Annotated in this window: 17 protein-coding genes and 1 pseudogene; 11 read left to right on the top strand and 7 right to left on the bottom strand. The window is 38.4% G+C overall.

From position 1 onward, the window contains the following. Positions 1-487: 487 nt before the first annotated feature. The gene (locus CFPU101_RS10895) at positions 488-1,189 is read left to right on the top strand and encodes a PEP-CTERM sorting domain-containing protein (RefSeq protein WP_206815375.1); all 702 of its coding nucleotides are present in this window, start codon (positions 488-490) and stop codon (positions 1,187-1,189) included. Positions 1,190-1,295: 106 nt separating this feature from the next. Here the strand turns inward: CFPU101_RS10895 and devC are convergent, their stop codons facing one another. The 5 genes from devC to CFPU101_RS10870 form a co-directional block, all read right to left on the bottom strand. After that, on the bottom strand, positions 1,296-2,468 hold the full coding sequence (gene devC, locus CFPU101_RS10890) for an ABC transporter permease DevC (protein ID WP_206815374.1): 1,173 nt from the start codon (positions 2,466-2,468) through the stop codon (positions 1,296-1,298). A gap of 9 nt (positions 2,469-2,477) precedes the next feature. After that, positions 2,478-3,788 (bottom strand): HlyD family efflux transporter periplasmic adaptor subunit, encoded by a 1,311-nt coding sequence (locus tag CFPU101_RS10885; RefSeq protein WP_206815373.1) that lies wholly within the window; start codon positions 3,786-3,788, stop codon positions 2,478-2,480. A 135-nt stretch (positions 3,789-3,923) separates the two neighbouring features. Beyond that, positions 3,924-4,745: a hypothetical protein gene (locus tag CFPU101_RS10880; RefSeq protein WP_206815372.1), complete on the bottom strand. Its 822-nt coding sequence runs from the start codon at positions 4,743-4,745 to the stop codon at positions 3,924-3,926. Between the two features lie 221 nt (positions 4,746-4,966). Next, positions 4,967-6,589, bottom strand: a complete 1,623-nt coding sequence (locus CFPU101_RS10875) for an FAD-binding oxidoreductase (RefSeq protein ID WP_206815371.1) — start codon at positions 6,587-6,589, stop codon at positions 4,967-4,969. Between the two features lie 166 nt (positions 6,590-6,755). Beyond that, positions 6,756-7,529, bottom strand: coding sequence for a PEP-CTERM/exosortase system-associated acyltransferase (locus CFPU101_RS10870; protein ID WP_206815370.1), 774 nt, complete (start codon positions 7,527-7,529; stop codon positions 6,756-6,758). Between the two features lie 374 nt (positions 7,530-7,903). Here CFPU101_RS10870 and CFPU101_RS10865 point away from each other — a divergent pair, with 374 nt between their 5' ends. The 5 genes and pseudogenes from CFPU101_RS10865 to CFPU101_RS10845 all read left to right on the top strand — a co-directional run bounded on the left by CFPU101_RS10865 (position 7,904) and on the right by CFPU101_RS10845 (position 12,056). After that, positions 7,904-8,332 (top strand): hypothetical protein, encoded by a 429-nt coding sequence (locus tag CFPU101_RS10865; RefSeq protein WP_206815369.1) that lies wholly within the window; start codon positions 7,904-7,906, stop codon positions 8,330-8,332. Positions 8,333-8,396: 64 nt separating this feature from the next. Then, positions 8,397-9,832: pseudogene (gene lpdA / locus CFPU101_RS10860) on the top strand (dihydrolipoyl dehydrogenase). Positions 9,833-10,024: 192 nt separating this feature from the next. Further along, a complete protein-coding gene (locus tag CFPU101_RS10855) occupies positions 10,025-10,486 on the top strand; it encodes a helix-turn-helix domain-containing protein (RefSeq protein WP_206815368.1) in 462 nt (153 codons plus the stop codon). Between the two features lie 9 nt (positions 10,487-10,495). Beyond that, positions 10,496-11,353 (top strand): PIN domain-containing protein, encoded by an 858-nt coding sequence (locus tag CFPU101_RS10850; RefSeq protein WP_206815367.1) that lies wholly within the window; start codon positions 10,496-10,498, stop codon positions 11,351-11,353. Positions 11,354-11,411: 58 nt separating this feature from the next. After that, positions 11,412-12,056: an HAD family phosphatase gene (locus CFPU101_RS10845; RefSeq protein WP_206815366.1), complete on the top strand. Its 645-nt coding sequence runs from the start codon at positions 11,412-11,414 to the stop codon at positions 12,054-12,056. Between the two features lie 47 nt (positions 12,057-12,103). Here the strand turns inward: CFPU101_RS10845 and CFPU101_RS10840 are convergent, their stop codons facing one another. Then, positions 12,104-13,378: a DUF3747 domain-containing protein gene (locus tag CFPU101_RS10840; RefSeq protein ID WP_206815365.1), complete on the bottom strand. Its 1,275-nt coding sequence runs from the start codon at positions 13,376-13,378 to the stop codon at positions 12,104-12,106. Between the two features lie 270 nt (positions 13,379-13,648). Between CFPU101_RS10840 and CFPU101_RS10835 the strand changes: the two genes are divergently transcribed. The 5 genes from CFPU101_RS10835 (at position 13,649) to opcA (ending at position 19,937) form a co-directional block, all read left to right on the top strand. Then, a complete protein-coding gene (locus tag CFPU101_RS10835; protein WP_206815364.1) occupies positions 13,649-14,506 on the top strand; it encodes a transglutaminase family protein in 858 nt (285 codons plus the stop codon). A 33-nt stretch (positions 14,507-14,539) separates the two neighbouring features. Then, on the top strand, positions 14,540-15,388 hold the full coding sequence (locus CFPU101_RS10830; protein WP_206815363.1) for a transglutaminase family protein: 849 nt from the start codon (positions 14,540-14,542) through the stop codon (positions 15,386-15,388). 397 nt (positions 15,389-15,785) lie between these two features. Continuing rightward, positions 15,786-16,838 (top strand): class 1 fructose-bisphosphatase, encoded by a 1,053-nt coding sequence (gene fbp / locus CFPU101_RS10825; protein WP_206815362.1) that lies wholly within the window; start codon positions 15,786-15,788, stop codon positions 16,836-16,838. A gap of 169 nt (positions 16,839-17,007) precedes the next feature. Further along, positions 17,008-18,537, top strand: coding sequence for a glucose-6-phosphate dehydrogenase (gene zwf / locus CFPU101_RS10820; RefSeq protein WP_206815361.1), 1,530 nt, complete (start codon positions 17,008-17,010; stop codon positions 18,535-18,537). A gap of 47 nt (positions 18,538-18,584) precedes the next feature. Beyond that, on the top strand, positions 18,585-19,937 hold the full coding sequence (gene opcA, locus CFPU101_RS10815; protein WP_206815360.1) for a glucose-6-phosphate dehydrogenase assembly protein OpcA: 1,353 nt from the start codon (positions 18,585-18,587) through the stop codon (positions 19,935-19,937). Positions 19,938-20,099: 162 nt separating this feature from the next. Here the strand turns inward: opcA and CFPU101_RS10810 are convergent, their stop codons facing one another. Continuing rightward, positions 20,100-21,095, bottom strand: a complete 996-nt coding sequence (locus CFPU101_RS10810) for a pentapeptide repeat-containing protein (RefSeq protein WP_206815359.1) — start codon at positions 21,093-21,095, stop codon at positions 20,100-20,102. Between the last annotated feature and the right edge of the window lie 65 nt (positions 21,096-21,160).

Here is a 21,160-nt window from a genome sequence, read left to right as displayed (position 1 = left end):
TCAAAACAATTCCTTAATTTTATGTGTTATGTAAGAATGTATCTCCTTAATCTAGAGATCTTAGATGATACATAGATAAGGTTCCCCAAAATTCTAGCAAAATAGCATTTTATGATGAGGTTTGATGATTAAACTAAAGCTATTGCCTCAGTTAAATGTAATTACTGGCTTGCCACCCAAGCAAAAAATCACACCATACTGAAAAAAACGAAAAAAAGTAACTATCATTGGTCTGAAAAAACTAGGAATGTGCTAGAGCAAATAGATATCCATAGATTGCCCTAAATCATCGAATATCAAATCTTGCTAATAAGCGTTTGTTTGAAAAGCATTTAAAATAACCCTACAATGTTTAGGTAAAAAATTAATTTTCTATTTTTTTTATAAATCAACTCTTGCTTTTTTTAAAATAAACAGATATATTGTTGTCAATTCAACATACAAAAAAATAAACCGTAACATTTAAAACAAAAGGAAGGTTCGACCAATGCTCAGTTTTCGTAGTATTCTAGCAATATTTCCCCTAATCACAGTGGGTACACTACTAGAGATTTTACCCGCTCAAGCTGTAATCTTTGATGCAGGAGATACAATAAATCTCAATGTGAATGTTGAGTTTGCTGATCCTAATGATCCAGGTGATCGATTCTTTCGGTTTGACACGATTGATCCTGCAAATCCCCTTGCAGGATTCCAAGGAATATTTGCTCCCATTAATACTTACGGCGATTTTACTTTTGCCAGTGGCACAGGAACTTTTGGCCCCGGTAGTGGTCTGCTTTTGTTTGACGAGTCCTACGACATTCAAAGTTTTAGCGCAGCTTCACCACCAGTTGGCCCATTTGTAAGATTTGATCTTCCAAATGATGCAAATACTCCAAGTGCAGGAGGCGGAAATGTCAAATTCACTCTCAATCCGAGTACCCTTGTCATTAACGTTAGTGATATTGGTAATGGACTTTTTGAAGCATCTGTTAGTGGTTCAGGTATCTTCACAAACGGTAATACAGCTTTAGGCAGTGCCGGTTTTACAGGACAATTTGTTCAAGGCCAAACGGTAACATCAGGTTCTGTGACTCTTGTAGTTGACGAACCAATAGAAGGAATGCCTGAGCCAAGTACTATCTTTGGTTTGTTGTCAGTCGGAGCTTTAGCCGCTTCTGGCTTGAAGAAACGTCAGCAACATTAAATATCTAAATTTTGCAACGAAAAAGAGCAGTTAGATAAATTTTCTATTTATATCTGCTCTTTTTTTGTATCATCTAAAATACAGATTGAGCTTTGAAAGTAATCCGCTAAGAAAAAATATCAGCAGGATCAGCCGATTTAAGCTTTGCGATCGCTGAGGCTCCAGAAATTCCACACATGACAATAGTTAAAATTAAAACTAACATGATGCGCGGCAAAGGAGCCGTCATAGGTAGATGAGTTGCTCGAGCCGCAATATCATAAAGTAGCATCGATAGTAAAAAGCCAGGAATAAACCCTAAAACAGCAATGATAATCGCTTGTTGGAAAACGACTAATGAAAGGTATTTGTGTGGGTAACCGATCGCTTTTAAAGTGGCATACTCTGGTAAATGTTCGGTCACGTTTGTATAAAGGATTTGATAAACAACGACAATTCCGACCAAAATCGCTAGACCAGTACCAAAAGTAAAAATAAAACCGATCGCCGTTCCCGAATTCCAGTATTTTTGCTCAAAATCGATAAATTCCTGCTTAGAAAAAACTTGTACATCTGAAGGAAGATAGCGACGCAATTGTTCGACTAGGGATGTAATATTAGTTCCTGGTTTGAGTTGAATCAAACCAATATCGATAAAACCTGGACTCCGCCCATCAAAGATTTTCAAAAAATTGAGATGACTGGTTAATAAATTACCATCAGCACCAAATGATACTCCCAATTGGAATAAGCCAGCGATTGTAATATTATAGATAGAACTCCCCGCCTTAATTTCCGTTTCTAAACTCCCATTTTTCTCCAACTCTGAAGCAATTGGCCCAAAATCAGGACGAGAATCGCGATCAAATAATACAGTATCAGGTAGTTGCAGTAAATATTGATTTTCTGCAACACCAGGTAAATTCCAGATTTTAGAGCGAATATCGAAACCGATGACAAAGATATTACGCCAATAATTTCTTTTTGCAGGATTCTGTAAGCGAGCCATGCCGAGATAAATCGGGCTGACAGAATCAACAGCATCAAAAGCCAAAGTTTGATAGAGTCGCCGTTCTGGAAAATTCTCCATCGCTACTAAAGCCGTTGAACGAGGACTAATTAAAAAGCAATCACCTTGCAAAGACCGATGAAATAGTACAGCAGTATCTAATAAAGCATCTTTCAGTCCAAGCTGCATAAAGATAATAACAACCGAAAAAACAACCCCAGACAAAGCAACAAGCAAGCGAACTGGTTGATGTCTCAGTTGTAACCAAGCGATCGGTAATTTACCAAACATGGCTCAGGACTATAGCGGATTAGAGTTTGATTCAGAAGTATCGATAATCGCATTAACTTGTAAATTGGTTAGATTAGCTACTTTGCGACTTGCTTCTGGGGTTAATCGGATCTTTACTTCTACTACTCTAGCATCTGCCTCAGCAGTTGGATCATTCCCCACAACCTGCTTTTTGCCAATTTGTAAACCAATCTGAGCAACAATACCCGTTAAATTTTCAATAACACCATTGGCTCGAATTTTTACGCTTTGACCAAGTTTAACACGGCTAATATCTGTTTCATAGACTTCTGCCGTCACATACATTTGATCAGTTTGGCCTAAATCAACAATACCTTTATCACTAATGACCTCACCTGGCCAAGTATTGATTTTAATAATTTGTCCAGTTCTAGGCGCACGAACATAAGATAGAGCTAGATCAGCTTGGGCGCGCTGTACAGCAGCTTGAGTGGCAGCTACCTGCGATTCAGCTACTTGGATATCAACTGGACGAACTTGAGCAATCGCTTCTAGGGTGGCTTGCGCTTCTGTAATTTGACGTTGTGATGTGGCGATCGTGCGTTGTAAATTAGCTTGAGCTTGAAGAACCTGTTGAGTGCGGCTCTCCATAATTTGCATCAAAACCGCCTGTGCTTGCTGAAGCTCTTTACGAACCGTTGCTTCTTTTAAACAGATTGTATCTTTTTCGCGGGCTGACATTCCACCATTTTGATAGAGTGATTGATATCTTTGACAATCAACCTTAGCATTCTGCCATTCGGCTTCTAGTTTGGCGATCGCCGCCTGTTGAGCGTTCCTTTCTCCCTTTAACTGTGCATCTACATTAGCAATTGAGGCTCTTTGTACACTAATCTGTCCTTCTAACTCAGCTTTACTGCCTTGAAAACGGGCATTTTGCGCGGTAATCTCTCCTTGCTTCGCTCCTGCTTTAACTTGTGCCAAACGAGCTTGTGCTACTTGTTCTTGTTGTTGAGCTTCCCGTAGAACTGCTTGCAGACGTGCTTGATTATCTAAAACGGCTATGACTTGTCCTTTCTGAACTTGCTCACCTTCAGTGACCAACAATTGATCAATACGGACACCCTCTCGAAACGATGAAGTTGAGACTTGAATGACTCCCCCTTGGGGTTCTAGATATCCTATAGCCGCTACTCCGAGCATTTGAGGTTTAGCTGCTACCGCAGAAGGAATAGAAGCAGTCGTCTTTTGCCGAAATCGTCCGAATGAGTACAAAGTTAACCCACTAGCTGCTAAAGCTAATGAGACTAGAACAGATGTGGTTCGCTGAGAAAGTTTAAATAGTAAAACAGATTTCATAAAAACAAATTTTGAGCAATGTCAACTCGCGTAAGTTTAAAAACAATTGGGTTGTTTATAATCATAAAATACCCAAAATTTCTTCGAGAGTTATCTTTATTCGTCCAAGCTTTAAAGAAAAATTGTCAGTTTGCTCTAAATAGCTAAATTAAGGCTCATCAAGGAAGCTCGAGATTTGTCAGATTTGCGAAAAGTGGCATAGGTTAGTTCTTCCGTTTGTACTCTCGGTAAGAAAGCAGTTTGAATTCCAAGCGCATTCAAATACCAGAAAAAAGAGGCACAAGAGGATACAGCTTGCTGACTATTAGTATCTAGATAGTAAAGCTTAGGCGGCTCTTTGCGGTTCCAGTAATTATCATTAGGTAACTTTCCGCTTGGAGTTTGAACCTTTTCATTCCAAATAAAGGGCATTTGTAAACTTTGTTTAAGAACACGAATCAAAAATTCATGTTGAACGGTTGCTAATAAGCTAATCTCTTTGAGACGACAGAGACTACTAATACCTAAAATTAATAACATCATTACTGGACGACTCATCTCTTGTGGAAGTTCATGAGAAATAGCCAGTGCAGAAATCTCAGCAACTCCAGTCGAACCAAGGTTAAAATAGCTTTGCCAATGTTCTTGACCAAAAAACATTTCGCTTTTCAACGGCTTGTCTTTTGAGCGTAGCTGCAAATTGAGGTTGCCTATAACAGTTCCTTTTTGAGAAACAACCACAGCATAATCGTTTCCATCAAGTAGATTTTCTGTCTTCCAAGTACGACGATAAGCGTGTTCTGCTAAAACTCGCCCTTTTTTATAAAAAATATCTTGCTTGTCTACAATATGAACTTCCATCGGGAAAGCAAAGGGAGTTTCCCATTGCGAAGGTTCTGGTTTAGACGGTTCTGATGATGTTCGGAATCTCGCTAATAAAGCATCAATCACATTATTCGACATAACTTTACTCTTCATTGGTTTTTCATTTCAATACTTTCTTTTTCTTGATGGATAAGGCTTATGCTAATTGTTAAAATATGTAAATAAAATGTACCAAGAGAAGTTTAAACCTCCTAGGTAAAAAATTCGATTAGGAAAACTGTCCTAAGGTAGTTGTTTTTCCCCTAAACGTTCTAATTTAAGCTAGATTTAGGTTTATTACTTATGGAAGAGGAAAAGCCGAACCGAGTTTAAAATTACTGATCAGTATTGAGAGAATCAGCTAGAGGAGGACAATAACGTCTTGGTGCTAAGATGCCATGAGGGTCGAGACAATGTTTAAGTTTTGTTAAGAGCTTTTGATAACTGTCCTCGCTTTGAGCAAGGAGTTTCATAGATTGAATACCCAGACGATAGGGATAATAGCCCGCTTGAGTTAACTGTTCCATCAAACTTTCATAACAAGCCATGGCACGCTCATCTTCACCAGGGATTTCGCGATCATAAGTAATCGCAATCACACAATTGAGACACCGTTCAGTTAGCAGAGAAATAGAAATTAAAGGTTCAAACTGATATTGAAAGAAAACGTCATTAACAATTTCATTAATCTGGACAGCTGAGGCACCATCTAACGGTGCAATAGGAGCGCACCAAATTAAGCCACATTGATCCTTTTCGGGGTTAACTGGGTCTAAAGGAAGTGTTTTTTTACGCCAATAAGCACTTTTTAACTGGGTTGCCGTTGGGATACCCTGCATTAGACCATAAACAGGTTTCAAAAGTTTCAAGAGTTCCGATACCTTAGTTTTGGTGAGCCACTGATAGGGTTTTTCTAATTTTTGTAAAGTCTGCAAAGTAAAATCGTCAATAAACTGTAGTCTTTTGACCTTACCTTTTAATGCCTGCTTAACTAAACGTCTTGCCTCAGCGACTTGTTTACGAGTTCCATACAACCCCCCTGAACCATTCCAAGCACCAAATCCCCAAGTTTTGGCAAATTGTTCCAATACTTCATCCGTAAGAGGTGTTTTATTAATCATTTCTGTCCAAGGATAGGGACGAATTGAGGCTAAAACTTTGTAGTCATTGCCGATATGAATCGCGCTTTTAAGAGTTCCATTCAATCGTAAAGGTCGCAAAGCATCGATTAAATCAGCCAGTTGCTCATCGTGTTCGATACTAAAATAAAACGCTTGAAAATATTCTGGTTTTGGCATTAACCAAATGGTCATTTTGGTCACAATACCGAGATTAGATTGAGAGAACAAACCATCTAAATAAGGGCCCACTCCCCAGCGATAAATCGGAGTTGCTTGTGCATTAGTAAATTGACCAAATCCAGTATGAATACACTCACCCGTTGCTAAAACCACTTCAAACCCACAAACGTGAGCGAAATGCTCTCCATAGGGTGTGTGTCCAAATCCTCTTTCAAGAACATTACCAATTAAACTAGCTTCGGGACTTGCTCCTACAGCATCCATCCAAAACGGTGCGTCTTGCTCTCGGAGAAACTGATATAACTGAGTTTGTGTCACTCCTGCTTCTACGGTAACATAACCTAGTTTTCCGTTATAGTCAGTAATTTGATCTAAACGTCCTAAATCTAAAAGCGCACAATTATCAGAGGGAGCAACTTTTGAGCCGTACCCTGTGTTTTTTCCCTTACTAATGGGATATATTGGAATTTGATACTGATCAGCGATTTTTAGACAGGCTTGAATTTCTGCTGTATTTATAGGACGCAAGATGGCTAGAAACTGACTAGCAGTAGTAAATGTTGCAGTTTGACATTCGTGTAAATAATTTGGCTCTGTTAAAACGTATTGATTCCCTAAACATTGAATCCATGCTTGAATAGCTTGAGCATTATCCATAATTTTTTTCAAAAACAAGCCCATAATTAAAGAGAAAAGATCCTAAGTTGAAGAAACGATTTTTAATACTCCTCACCTTTCTATGTATCTATCAAATTAAGATCTTCTTTTCATTTTTTGAATTTAACTGATTTTTGAACACTTGGAGCAGAATCATTAACTCTATTTACTTCAAAAGTTGTTGGATACGTGATTTTACTGATGTAGCTCGTACATTATCATAAATCATATCCAAAAATTCTCTGATATCTAAAGGAAGATGCTGAAATAAATCTTTTTTAGTGATTTGATAAGGTGCTCGTTTGCCATGATGCTCTACCGAATCACCAATTCGAGAGAAGACAAAACCAAAATGTTGTAGCTGACGAGCAAGACAGGGTTCCATTAGTACAAAAACTCGCTCCATATCCGCAAGCAAAGCAATACTTGTTGCGCTCAGATACAAACTTAAGGCAATCAGTGGAAATTTACGTTTTTTGTTTGTGATTAAATTTAGCTCATCGAATAATAGTAATCCGCTAGGGGTTTTAGCTTCTCCTGTACGTCTGCGAAATTCACTTCTAACAGCTAAACGAGAAACTTCTCCATAAGAAAAAGGAGGAAATTGACTACAATATGAATGATTCTGACAGACTGTTTCAAAAGGAAGTGAAAATTGAGGTTTTTGTCGATCTGGTAAGACTAATCTTACACAACCAGCATAAAGCTGACTTTCACGATGCTGTAGTAAACAATGTATTGATCTGTGATCAAAAATATCTTTTTCTTGTCGATCAGGAAAGCATTCTTTCTGTTCGTATTTAAGCTCTTCGCAATAAACATTATAACGAATTTGATAAACTTCCTCTAATAATGAATCATTTTCAGCAATTTTGAGCAAAAAATGCTTTTGAAAGTGTTGACAAATATTAATCTCTTTTTCAGTAAGTATTACACTCATGTCTTTTTTCTCCGTAATCTTGTAATCAATATTCCCTTAATCCTGATGTAAATTATCATTATTTCTTAAATCATTTTTTGAGAAATCTTGCTAAACAACTTCCGTATTTATCCAGATTTTTGATAAATTATAGTAAAATTACTGAGTTGCTCCAATTAGAAATCTTGATTAATCTTAAATAATTAGATTAACTCCAACACCTTAAACTACGGGTAGCTATCGTTTAAATCAAGGCGGGTTATACACCAAAAGTATTTAAACATTCCACAGTTGGAAAATTGAGATATAATAATCAAGATAGATGATATCCATTCAATGCAATTTATTCTGTATTGAATTTTTTTGAAAGTAGTTAATGTCTAAATTCTTGTAAAATGAAGTTAGCAAGCCGTTTTTGGTTAATTAGTTTTCTCACTTATCTACTCACAAGTTGTGCTGAAACAAAATCCTTTCAGTGTCAAAAAATTTATCAGATTGCCAATGAAGTTACTAAAGAAACTCAATCTTTAACGAAAAGTGGTCAAGAAGTTGATAAAAAAACTTGGCTTTTAGCGGCTGATAAAATTGAGCAAGCAGCCGACGAAATGAAAAACTTAAAAATTAATGATGAGGAACTGAAAAACTATAAAACCTTATTTGCTCAAGTGTATCTCGACTATGCTACAGCAACTAGGGAAATTATTAAAGTATGGGAAACCAAAGATCGTCTAGCAGCTAAATCGGCTCAAGAAAAAGTTAGAAAAGCAGGACAATTAGAACGAGAAGTTGGCGAAAAAATTAATACCTATTGTGGCGATCGCTAAAGTAAGAGTGACTCGCGACTAACCATTACAATAGAAAATTGGTATAAAAATATTAGGAGACTATATGAGTGAGTTTGATTATGATTTAGTCATTATAGGGGCTGGTGTGGGTGGTCATGGTGCAGCCCTACACGCAGTTAAATGTGGTCTAAAAACCGCCATCATCGAAGCAAAAGATATGGGAGGAACCTGTGTCAACCGAGGCTGTATCCCCTCAAAAGCCTTACTCGCAGCATCGGGTAAAGTCAGAGAATTAAAAGATACTGCTCATCTTAAAGACTTGGGGATTCAAGTTCAAGATCTTCAATTCGATGAATCTGTAATTGCTAATCATGCGACTAATCTAGTTAATAAAATTCGTGGCGATCTTACTAATAGTTTAAAACGCCTTAATGTCGATACGATCCGAGGTTGGGGAAAAGTAGTCGATCTTCACAAAGTTAGCGTACTAGGTGATAGTGGCGAAAAGATTATTACCGCTCAAGATATCATGCTTTGTCCAGGGTCTATTCCGTTTGTTCCCCCTGGAATTGAAATCGATCATCAAACGGTTTTTACCAGTGATGAAGCAGTTAAACTAGGAAGCGTTCCCCAATGGGTGGCGATTATTGGTAGTGGTTATATTGGGTTAGAATTTTCTGACATTTATACCGCTTTGGGATCTGAAGTGACGATGATTGAAGCTTTAGACACTCTAATGCCTGGTTTTGATCCCGAAATCTCCAAACTAGCCGAACGTATTTTAATTAAACCGCGTGATATAGAAACTTATGTTGGTGTATTGGCTAAAACGGTTAAACCTGGTTCACCAGTAGTAATTGAATTAGCTGATATGAAAACGAAAGAAGTCATTGATACTATAGAAGTTGATGCGTGTTTAGTAGCAACAGGACGCATTCCCGCGACCAAAAATCTCGGACTCGAAAATGTCGGTATTACTATTGACAGACGGGTTTTATTCCTGTAGACGATCGCATGGCAGTCTTAAAAGAAGGTGAACCAATTCCCCATTTGTGGGCAGTAGGCGATGCGACAGGTAAAATGATGTTAGCTCATGCTGCATCAGGACAAGGTGTTGTTGCTGTCGAAAATATTTGCGGTCGTGAGAAAATGATCGATTATCGGAGTATACCAGCTGCCGCCTTTACCCACCCTGAGATCAGCTATGTTGGCTTAACAGAACCCCAAGCCAGAGAATTAGGGGAAAAAGAAGGTTTTACAGTAGCGACCGCTAAAACGTATTTTAAGGGCAATTCCAAAGCATTAGCAGAAGGCGAAACCGAAGGAATGGCAAAAGTCGTTTATCGCAAAGATACGGGAGAATTACTAGGAGTCCATATTATCGGGATTCATGCCTCTGATTTAATTCAAGAAGCGGCTAATGCGATCTCTGAACGTCGTTCGGTTCAAACCCTAGCCTTTAATATTCATGCTCATCCAACCCTTTCGGAAATTTTAGACGAAGCCTTCAAACGCGCTGAAGCCGAAGTTGCCGCTTAAGATTAATACAGAGAGTCCCCTAGTATATCTTTGGGGACTTATTTTTTTGTTTCGGATATTGCGAATATTTCGGATAAACGTTATATTCCTTATAAGTGTACTTATAAATTTAGCAAACAAATTGTAAGTACATTATTAGCTGACCTTCAGGTCACTTAACCCATAGGCGATGTGGCTAATGAGGAATTAACCATGCCTACAACCAAACACTCAAAAAAATTTACAGATAGTAGCCAAAATATCAGGGTTTATACACCCTTGCTTCCCAATATTCGTTATTCTTTAGTAGATGATGGATTGCCTACCTATTTATCTGACATTGAGTACAGCATTCTTTCTAGTGTACTAACAGATTTGCGCCAAGGGAACTCTATTACATTAGTTCCAAGTGAAGCATACATGACGACACAAGAAGCGGCTGATGTTCTTAACGTTTCACGCCCCTACTTCGTAAAACTTTTAGAAAATGGGGAAATTCCATTTAGTAAAGTGGGAAACCGCCGTAGAGTATTAGTCAAAGATGTTTTATCTTACAAGACACAAAGAGATACAGAACGTCGTCAAACTTTAGAAGAGTTTTCGGCTGGCATTTACGAAGATGGTTTAGATGATTTAGACTATGGATCAGTCTGTGAAATGCTTAAGGATGATTAAAAGCTATCAGTGAATTTACCGATTGTCGTTCTTGATGTCTGTGTTTTAATTCCAATGCCGTTTTGTGATACTCTTCCTAGAGCGGCCGAAAAAGGATTATATCGATTTTATACTTCTCCAAAAATTTTAGACGAAACCAAAAAAAATTTAGAGAAAATTTTTATTAAAAGAAAAGATGATATAGATACAGCTAGACAAAAAGCTGAATATAAAGTTAATCAGATTAAAAAAGCCTTTCCTGAATCATTAGTTAAGCCGACTGATAGTTTAATTGAAAGTCTTAAGAATGACCATAAAGATCGCCATGTTTTAGCTACGGCAATAGAAGCACAAAAATTAGAAAATAACGCTACAGTAATTATTGCTACACACAATCTTAAAGATTTTCCAAGCTCTGAGCTTTCTAAATATAATGTTAAAGCAATATCTCCTGATGAATTTTTCATGTGGCTAATAGAGATTTATGACACTACAGACAATTTATTTGATATATTGCAAGAACAAGCTAAAGGAATTAAACAACAACTTCTCGAGCTATTAAAAAGGTTAGAAAAAGGAAATGTGAAAAATTTTGTTAAAGTCATCCTAACCGAATATTTTGTTCAAGAAATTATTAACGAGATTTTTTATATTCTTAGAAAGTACGGTCGGGAGCAAGAAGAAATAAAATATTTGAAAGGAGAAAAATATTATATTATGTCTTTAAAAGAGAAAATTTTAATGCTCACTTGTCTTTCTAAAAAGTGTTTACTTGAATCAAACTGCACATTAATTATTAAAAATAATCTTTCTATTGAGGATATTAAGATTTTGACTAACTTTATTCAGCAATCTAAAATAATAACTCAACCAAATTTTCGCTTATAGAAAGAAAGTAAAATTATTATCTATAATTTAAAACAATTATTATTTATTTAACCTCCTTATGCTGTCAGCCCTTCTTTTTGACTTAGATGGAACATTAGCCGATACAAACCCGATTCATTTTTTAAGCTGGCAGAAAATTCTACAACAATATGGCTTAGAAATCGATCAAGATTTTTATGAATACCATATTTCGGGAAAGCATAACCCGCAGATTATTAGGGATATCTTTCCTGATATGTCAACTGAAGCAGGAATTAAACTTGCTGACGAGAAAGAAAGTCTTTTTCGGGAATTAGCAACCAATTTAATGAAACCTTTGCCCGGATTAGTTGATTTTTTAAATTGGGCAACTACTCAAAACTTACAACTCGCGTTAGTGACTAATGCACCGAAAGCGAATGTAGACTTTATGTTAAATGCTTTAGAATTATCTAACACTTTTCCAATTATCGTTTTAGGGGAAGAATTACCCAAAGCAAAACCCGATCCGATTCCCTACCAGATAACATTAGATAAATTGGGGATTAAGCCAGAAAATGCGATCGCTTTTGAAGATTCTCCATCGGGAATCATCTCGGCGGTCGGTGCCAATATCTTAACGGTTGGTGTTCTTTCGACTCATCCAGTGGAAGACTTACTTAAAGTAGGGGCTAAATGGGTGATTGAAGATTTTACCGATTCAAAATTAAAACAAATTATATAAGAACAAAGGTTGCTGTAGGGGCTTGGTTGCCAAGCCCAGATTAATCATTATGGTGTGGTTTGACTCGGTGTACTGGGTGGCGTATTGATTGGCGTATTGGTCGAAGGACTACTAGGTATACTCGCTTTCACACAATCTAAAGATCTAATAATCGCGGCGGCGGCATAATTACGATTAGCGGGTTGATTGGGTGCAAAAGCATCGCCCTGTTCATTAAAAGGTGAAGCAGTATTACAAAAACTTGACATTTGAATAATAGTAGTCTCTGCCCAATGTCCAGAGATATCAGAAAAAGCCATCGGAGTTGTATTCGCCACCAGTACAGAAGATTGTGTCGTTTGTGTGTTTAAGTATTCACTCACCTTGCGTAAAATAACCATTAATTCGGCGCGGGTAATGGGGTCAGTGGGTTTAAACTGACCATCTGCTTTACCTGCTACAATTTGATTCTGTTGGGCCCATTTAATTTTATTGGCACTCCATCGGTCATCAGCTACATCTGTAAAGGGACTGGAACTGGTTGCTGCTGCATTAACATCAATTTTAACAACCGTATTCATTGCATCAATGACCATCGAAACTAATTGTTCTCTCGTGACTGGTGTTTCGGGACGGAATGTATTATCTTCTTTAAATCCAGCTACAAAACCAAGAGCGACGGCTTTTTCGATTTCAGATTTATAAATATCATTGCTAATATCCTTGAAACTAGCCACAGAACCAGCATCAGTAGGAGGAACTGGCGGAATTTGTCCCGATGCAGCCGCAATTTCGGTACTATTGCCACTAAAATAAAAATGACCGACCTGTTTGCCATTAAAAGCTCGCTTAGAAAACTTCCAACCAGGGTCTAAAACAACTTTCATAAAGTCTCGTTGTACCCCTCTAGTTCGTCCCACAACGATTTCTGGCATATTAGGAGTACGGGGTGAGCCAACTAATAATAACTCGCCGTTTCGCTCAACCAATCTCAGGATATAGTTTAATCCTAAATCCTGACCATCCAAACGAATTGAGTAACCATTACTATCGGTGGCTCGTCGGCAAATTCCTGTAAAATCAAAATTAAGCAAAAGTGGCTCAACGATCGCGGGTGCCGCACCAATTTCACTCCAGCACTGTTGTTTCTCAGGAATTTGTTCAATAACCAGCAAATCATATTTATTATCGCCAAAAGGACGAGCTACAGCAATAACTTGTTGTTGCTCAACTTCTTGTTCTTCAAAAGTTGTACCTTGTGCTTGAGCAGGAATACACGGAATAATAGAGGATACGGTCAAGCTAGCTAAAGCGGCGATGTGGAGTGAGTTCCTAAATTTCATATGTCTCATTCGTATAGTCAAATATTTTTATCGGTGGTAGGCATGAAATTGCTAGACACTATCATCATTTGACCCTTGCCATCGGTTACAGGTTCCGATCTTAAAGTCTTTGATATCTCTATTAATTAGCGTCGCAAGTCTTTCTAAATAAGTAACTGGGTTTCAGTCTTTGGTTTAGTCTTTTTCAAGATATGAAGTTGTTATCGTGATAAGTATGACAAAAATTTTTGAATACGAGGCTTTGAGTTTTCAGTCAGCCCGCTTAAACCCATGTTAATTAAAATTGGTTATGACATTGTTATTGAGTCCCCCGCGCCCGTGCCGATGCACCTCATGCTTTATACTCATCCAGAACGAGTCGGGGATTTAAGAAAGCCAGATCAAATTAGATTTGACCCCGATATATCTATTAAAGAATATATTGATCCTTTTGGGAATCGTTGTGGTCGGATTATTGCGCCTCTGGGTCAATTGCGGATGTGGAATGATACGATCGTAGAAGATAGTGGACTGCCCGATATCATTAATCCACAAGCGATACAGCACGACATTGAAGACCTACCGCCTCAAACACTACAATACTTACTTGGTAGTCGTTATTGTGAAGTTGATCAACTTAGTGAAATCGCTTGGCAATTGTTCGGTAATATTACACCAGGATGGCAAAAAGTTCAAGCAATTTGTGGCTGGGTTCATGCAAATATTCGTTATGGATACGCTTATACCAATGTCAGCAAAACCGCATATCAAGTTTACACCGAGCGTACAGGGGTTTGTCGAGATTTCGCCCATTTAGCCTTAACCTTTTGCCGTTGTTTAAATATTCCTGCGCGTTATGCTGCGGGTTATTTGGGTGATATTCGAGTCGAACCCTTACCCTTTGCCATGGATTTTCATGCGTGGTTTGAGGTGTTTTTAGATGGACAATGGTATACTTTTGATGCTCGTCATAATGTCCCCCGTATTGGACGTGTTTTGATGGTTCGCGGACGTGATGCGGCTGATGTGGCATTAATGACCTCTTTTGGCTCATATCAATTGAAAGAATTTAAAGTCTGGGCGGATGAAGTTCCCAATACGTGGGAAAAAGTAACCAAAAATTCAAGATTCAAGCCAATGGCCGCTTAGTAACATGGTGTGTGGAGTAGAAAAATTTAGCTCATGCGATTTGAAATAGAACACTCAACGTGTTACACCTACAGTAATGCAGTTTCTCTGGGGCCGCAAACCATACGACTACAACCGAGAGGTGATGGTAGTCAACATCTATTAAACTTTGAATGTGTCATTGAACCAACGCCCCGTTTAATGACCAGTTTAATGGATTTAGAAGGAAATATAGTAACGCGAACTTGGTTTGATGAACCCACCACTCATTTAAACATCAAAACTCGCTTTAGTATAGAAACTTTGCGCCGTAATCCCTTTGATTATTTTCCAGAAAGGCACTTTGAGCAATGGCCAATTAATTATTCTGAGGATTTAAAAGAACATTTAATTACTTATTTGAATACAGAAGTACCAGAACAAAAAATTATAGAACTATCCAACGAGTTAGCGACAATTGCCAAATTTGAAGCATTGCCCTTTTTAGAAGTCGTTAATCAATATATATATAACGAAATTAAAAGCGAAATCCGCGAAACTGGAAGCCCTCAATCACCTGAAACTACCCTGAGTAAAAAACGGGGTGCTTGCCGTGATATGGCGGTTTTATTTATGGCAATTTGTCGCCAACAAGGTTTTGCTTGTCGTTTTGTCAGTGGTTATCAAGCTCGTAGTGTACCCAAAATTAATGAACGGCGTTATCTTCATGCTTGGGCAGAGGTATATATTCCTGGTGGAGGATGGCGAGGTTATGACCAAACGCGGGGACAAGCAGTTGCTGATGCTCATGTAGCCCTAGCCGCAGCCCGTATTCCCAAAGGTGCCACCCCCATTAGTGGTACATTTGTTGGTACAAAAGTACAGTCTCAGATGGATGTCTCTCTAAAAATACAGACGATTTAGTGACTGCTTTCAACGAATTTAACGAAAGAATCAGAAGTTAAAGCGAATTGTCATAAAGCTTTTTGATGAATTGACATTTCTGTAACTTAGCTGATCTGCTCAAAATTTTTATAAAGTTCAATCAACCGCCTGTTAGATCTAATATCAGCCTCTTTGACTTTTTATCCCATTAACTCATTTAAACTCGCTTGTGTTTACTTTAAATCTGTTCGCATCGAGAAACCAAGCTTTATTGAGAAGGGTTTTAAAATTAAAAGCTGCAAAAACCCTATAGAAAGAAAGATTTTAATGTCTCTTTAATAAATCCCCTGTTTTTTTTTCCTAAGATAGATCAATAGTAGGGAAGTTTTCGCCTGAAAACAGGTCTAGCTTAAAGTCAGGAGTAAAAAAATTAATCATGACAAGCACTCTTCAATCCTTTAACATTCCAGAACAAGCTTTAGACCGTGATTGTATGACGCTCTCACGCCATGTTCTACAGCAATTAGAAAGCTTTACCCCAGAAGCACAGGATCTCAGCGCAATTATGAGTCGTATTGCTCTGGCGGGTAAATTAATTTCCCGTCGTCTGAGTCGTGCGGGTTTAATGGCAGATGTCTTAGGATTTACTGGGGAAACGAATGTCCAAGGAGAATCAGTCAAAAAGATGGATATTTACGCCAATGAGGTGTTTATCTCCGTTTTTAAACAAAGTGGCTTAGTTTGTCGCCTTGCTTCCGAAGAAATGGATGAACCTTATTACATTCCCGAAAATTGTCCGATTGGTCGTTATACCTTATTGTATGATCCGATCGATGGCTCATCGAATGTTGATATTAATATCAATGTCGGTTCAATTTTTGCGATTCGTCAACAACAAGGTGAAGACCTTAATGGACAAGCCAACGATTTATTGCAAAATGGAAGACAGCAACTCGCGGCAGGATATATTTTATATGGCCCTTCGACGATGTTGGTTTATTCATTAGGTCGTGGCGTTCATTCGTTTATTCTTGATCCGAGTTTAGGGGAATTTATTCTTGCTCAAGAAAATATCAAGATTCCCGAACATGGGCCAATTTATAGCACCAATGAAGGAAATTTCTGGCAGTGGGACGAATCTATCAGAGATTATACGCGCTATGTCCATCGTCATGAAGGTTATACTTCCCGTTATAGTGGGGCTTTAGTCGGCGATATCCACCGAATTTTAATGCAAGGTGGAGTCTTCTTATATCCTGGAACGGTGAAAAATCCACAGGGAAAACTCAGATTACTCTATGAAACAGCACCTTTAGCCTTTTTGATCGAACAAGCGGGAGGACGTGCCAGTAATGGAGAACAGAACTTATTAGATATCATGCCACAAAAACTACATCAACGAACTCCGTTAGTCATTGGTAGCAAAGAAGATGTTAACTTAGTCGAATCGTTTATCAGCGAACATAAACGGCGACAAACTGAATCATAAAAAACAATACTTTTGAGGTCTGCTCACTAAACTAAACAATAATAGATTTGAGTTTTGTCATACTATTGTATACACTTTAAAGCTTTGGAATATCTTAATCAAGCTTTTATAGATAAACTTCAATCTTCACCGCTAGACTTAGAACTATAAAGGAGCAAAATTCAATTCTATGGTTACATTATTAGAAAACCCGTTCCGAGTCGGACTTTCACAACAAAAGACACCAGAACCCTCGATACTTGTTATTTTTGGAGCATCTGGCGACTTAACGCAACGTAAGCTAATTCCTGCTATCTATCAACTGAGAAAAGAAAGAAAACTATCGCCAGAAACTACAATTGTCGGCTTTGCGCGGCGGGAATGGAGCCATGATTATTTTAGAGAACAAATGCGTCAAGGAGTCGAAGAATTTTCCGATGGAATTGGAAACGAGGAAATTTGGGCGGATTTTGCTCAAGGATTGTTTTATTTTGCGGGAAACATGGATGCTCCCGAAAGTTATGAGAAATTAAAAGTATTTTTAGACGAATTAGACGGAAAACGAGGCACCAGAGGAAATCGCGTCTTTTATTTAGCCGTATCGCCCAACTTTTTCCCGCCTGGTATTAAACAACTTGGCGCGGCAGGTATGTTAGCAGATCCCCTAAAACATCGACTGGTCATCGAAAAACCCTTCGGTAGAGACTTAGGATCTGCCCAAGCTCTCAACCGTATTGTACAAAAAGTTTGCCAGGAAAACCAAATCTATCGCATCGATCACTATCTCGGCAAAGAAACCGTACAAAACCTGTTAGTCTTCCGTTTTGCTAATGCAATTTTTGAACCGCTTTGGAACCGCCAATTTGTTGATCATGTGCAAATTACAGTAGCCGAAACCGTTGGCGTAGAGGAACGAGCAGGATATTATGATAAATCGGGTGCTTTGCGAGATATGGTGCAAAATCACCTGATGCAACTGCTGTGTCTGACTGCGATGGATGCACCAAACGCCCTCAATGCTGATAGTATTCGCAATGAAAAAGTAAAAGTTTTACAGGCAATGCGTTTAGCGGATATTCATAACCTAGAAAAATCAGCTATCAGAGGACAATATACCGCAGGTTGGATGAAAGGAAAACCAGTAGCGGGATACCGAGAAGAACCAGGCGTTAATCCCGAATCGACAACCCCCACCTTTGTTGCTTTAAAATTAATGGTAGATAACTGGCGATGGAAAGGAGTTCCGTTCTATTTGCGCACAGGAAAACGTCTACCGAAAAAAGTTTCAGAAATCGCCATTCAGTTTCGAGAAGTTCCTTTACTCATCTTCCAATCCGTCGCCAATCAAACTAATGCAAACGTACTAAGTCTGCGAATTCAGCCCAATGAAGGAATCTCGCTACGTTTTGAAGCTAAAATGCCAGGTGCAGATTTAAGAACACGTACCGTCGAAATGGATTTTAGTTACGGTTCATCATTTGGTGTAGCCACTGCTGAAGCATATAGCCGTCTTTTACTTGATGCAATGAGTGGGGATCAAACCCTGTTTACACGGGCGGATGAAGTCGAAGAAGCTTGGCGCGTCGTCACCCCTGCATTATCCGTCTGGGATGCACCTTCAGATCCATCAGCCGTTCCCATCTATGAAGCAGGAACTTGGGAACCCACCGAAGCCGAATTTTTACTAAACCGTGATGGCAGACGCTGGCGAAGACTTTAACCCTCAACTGAAATTAAGTACAAATTACAGAATACCAATTATTAACTATGAGTACACAGTCCCCCTCCCTAGTATCGTTACAAGCCCCCAAAGATGTCTCAATTGATGAAATTGAGTCAGAATTACGTCGCATTTGGCAAGCCTACAGCAGTAATGATGATGGTGTTTCGGCTATGCGGGCGACCACTTTTACTTTTATTGTTTATGAACCTGAAGCAACCCAACAACTTTTAGCCGCTTTAGGGTTTTATACAGGCCCTATTGATGGTATTGCAGGCCCCCGTACAACTGCCGCCATTAAATCTGCACAAAAAAGCTTTGGTATGGAGGTGACAGGGCTTTCTAATGATGCTCTTTTAAAACGAGTTCAAGAAGAATTTGCTAAAGCTAAAGCCGATGGAAAATTAGAAAGTAAGATTGTTAATGCTTATGCACCAGACTTAGAAGGTAGCAATATAGCTGATGCGATCGCCGCTTCTAACCCTTGCCGTATCATTACACTTTGTCCAACGGCGGAAGAAGATGAAGGCGTAACCGCACAAGTATCGGCTTATTGTCCAATTAATAAACGCAATCATAACACCCTGATTTGTTGCGAGTATATCACCCTACGCGGTACAGCAAGCGCATTAGAACGGATCGCTGGTAGTCTGTCGGCATTAATAATCCCTGATTTACCGAAGTTTCTCTGGTGGAAAGCCAGTCCTGAGATGGATTATGGTTTATTTAAACGCTTAAGCGAACATTGTGACACTGTAATTTTTGACTCTAGCACTTTTAGAAATCCAGAAGAAGATTTACTTAAAATTGGACAACTCATCGAACATGATATACCTGTAGCTGATCTTAACTGGGGTCGCATTGCCGCATGGCAAGAACTCACGGCTGAGGCTTTTGATCCCCCAGAAAGACGCGATGCAGCGATGGAAATTGATCAAATTACCATTGATTACGAAAAAGGGAACCCCGCACAAGCCTTGATGTATCTAGGTTGGGCGGCAAGTCGTTTACAATGGCGACCCGTTGCTTATATGTACGAGGGGGGTGATTATGACGTAAAAAGAGTCACTTTTACCAATCATGAGAATCGTACTATTATTGCCGAACTAGCAGGAATTCCGATCGCTGACTGGGGTGCTGTTTTAGGTGATTTAATTAGTTTACGTCTTAGTTCGACCAATTCACAAGCCGATTGTTGTACAGTATTGTGTTCAGAAACGGCGGGCTGTATGCGAATGGAAGCAGGAGGTGGCGCACAATCTTGTCGAATCCAACAAGTAACCTCTTTAGCTGATCAAAAAACTGAACAGTTATTAAGCCATCAATTGCAACGCTGGGGACAAGATGTTCTGTATGCAGAAAGTCTAAAAATTGCTTCCCTGATTCTTCAGTTAAAGTAATTTCACAACATTGGGGTCTGGGGGTAATTTCCCCCATCGTATCCTTAATCAACTGCAATATATTTGAGCAGGGATTGTCTTTAATTTTCTGTAAACTTATCAAAAGTTGTAACTGTTATTTTATGAGTATTGACAAGAAAGTTACAAAGCGATCATTAATGGTTAAGGATGAATACTACCATCGGGCATAGTTGTTTCAGTTAAGTTAATATCACTTAAGCTGCTATTTTTTAAATTTGCACCTCGTAAATCTGCATTGTGTAACGAAGCATCTGTTAAATTCGCACCTTGTAAACTCGCTTCCATTAAAGCTGTTTGATGAAGTAGTGCATAGCTTAGATTAGCTTTTTTTAAAATCGCTTTTGATAAATTGGCTTCACTTAGATTGGCTGAACTTAAATTAATTCGACTCGATAAAAGAACTGATTGTAAATTAAATTCTGATAAGCTCACAATACTTAAATTAATTTCTCTAAAAACAGCACCACTTAAATTCGCACCCTTTAAATTCGCTCGACGGAGACTTGCTCTTTTTAAAAAAGCATTTTCTAAATTCACTTGTTTTAGATAACTATTACTCAAATCAGCTTTATATAAATTTGTATTACTTAAATCGGCTCCATTAAGATTCGCTCCACTCAAATCGGCTCGACATAAATTTGCACCACTGAGATCCACACCCGATAAATTTGCTTGTCTCAAATCGGCTCGACATAAATTAACATCTGTTAAATCAATTCCTGTTAAATTGGCTCCTTTTAAATTCGCACAACTTAAATTCGCATTGATCAATTTAGCTTGTCTTAAATTTGCTTCTTCTAAATCTGCACCAATGAGAATCGCACCCTGTAAATTTACCCAACTCAAATCAGCACTACTCAAATTCGCACTTGTTAAATTCGCTTCTGTTAAATTAGTTCCTAATAACTTTGCATAACTTAAATCAGCGCGACTTAAATTGGCATAACTTAGATCAGACGCGCTTAAATTTGACCAATCCAAAGAGCAACGGTTTAAATTAATATCTCTGAGATTTAGCTGAATGAGATTAACTTGTTGTAGATCAATGGCTCCGAATTCTCGTTCACCTTGTTCATACCTCCAGATTAATTCTTCAGCGTTATATTGTAGATGAAAGGTGACTTTAGAATCTAGCATTGAGAAGTGAATAGCCTTTGCAATAACTGGATAATAGTTCTACTTTTCAAGATACTTGATTCTTT

Source organism: Chroococcus sp. FPU101 (genome assembly GCF_017312365.1).
Classification (GTDB): domain Bacteria; phylum Cyanobacteriota; class Cyanobacteriia; order Cyanobacteriales; family Microcystaceae; genus Chroococcus.
The sequence above is the reverse complement of the archived record's forward strand: the minus strand, read 5'-3'. Positions and strand labels throughout refer to the sequence as shown.

Coding starts and splice junctions, on each gene's coding strand:
- CFPU101_RS10895 (WP_206815375.1), top strand. CDS start 488: ATGCTCAGTTTTCGTAGTATTCTAGCAATATTTCCCCTAATCACAGTG.
- devC (WP_206815374.1), bottom strand. CDS start 2,468: ATGTTTGGTAAATTACCGATCGCTTGGTTACAACTGAGACATCAACCA.
- CFPU101_RS10885 (WP_206815373.1), bottom strand. CDS start 3,788: ATGAAATCTGTTTTACTATTTAAACTTTCTCAGCGAACCACATCTGTT.
- CFPU101_RS10880 (WP_206815372.1), bottom strand. CDS start 4,745: ATGAAGAGTAAAGTTATGTCGAATAATGTGATTGATGCTTTATTAGCG.
- CFPU101_RS10875 (WP_206815371.1), bottom strand. CDS start 6,589: ATGGATAATGCTCAAGCTATTCAAGCATGGATTCAATGTTTAGGGAAT.
- CFPU101_RS10870 (WP_206815370.1), bottom strand. CDS start 7,529: ATGAGTGTAATACTTACTGAAAAAGAGATTAATATTTGTCAACACTTT.
- CFPU101_RS10865 (WP_206815369.1), top strand. CDS start 7,904: ATGAAGTTAGCAAGCCGTTTTTGGTTAATTAGTTTTCTCACTTATCTA.
- CFPU101_RS10855 (WP_206815368.1), top strand. CDS start 10,025: ATGCCTACAACCAAACACTCAAAAAAATTTACAGATAGTAGCCAAAAT.
- CFPU101_RS10845 (WP_206815366.1), top strand. CDS start 11,412: ATGCTGTCAGCCCTTCTTTTTGACTTAGATGGAACATTAGCCGATACA.
- CFPU101_RS10840 (WP_206815365.1), bottom strand. CDS start 13,378: ATGAAATTTAGGAACTCACTCCACATCGCCGCTTTAGCTAGCTTGACC.
- CFPU101_RS10835 (WP_206815364.1), top strand. CDS start 13,649: ATGTTAATTAAAATTGGTTATGACATTGTTATTGAGTCCCCCGCGCCC.
- CFPU101_RS10830 (WP_206815363.1), top strand. CDS start 14,540: ATGCGATTTGAAATAGAACACTCAACGTGTTACACCTACAGTAATGCA.
- fbp (WP_206815362.1), top strand. CDS start 15,786: ATGACAAGCACTCTTCAATCCTTTAACATTCCAGAACAAGCTTTAGAC.
- zwf (WP_206815361.1), top strand. CDS start 17,008: ATGGTTACATTATTAGAAAACCCGTTCCGAGTCGGACTTTCACAACAA.
- opcA (WP_206815360.1), top strand. CDS start 18,585: ATGAGTACACAGTCCCCCTCCCTAGTATCGTTACAAGCCCCCAAAGAT.
- CFPU101_RS10810 (WP_206815359.1), bottom strand. CDS start 21,095: ATGCTAGATTCTAAAGTCACCTTTCATCTACAATATAACGCTGAAGAA.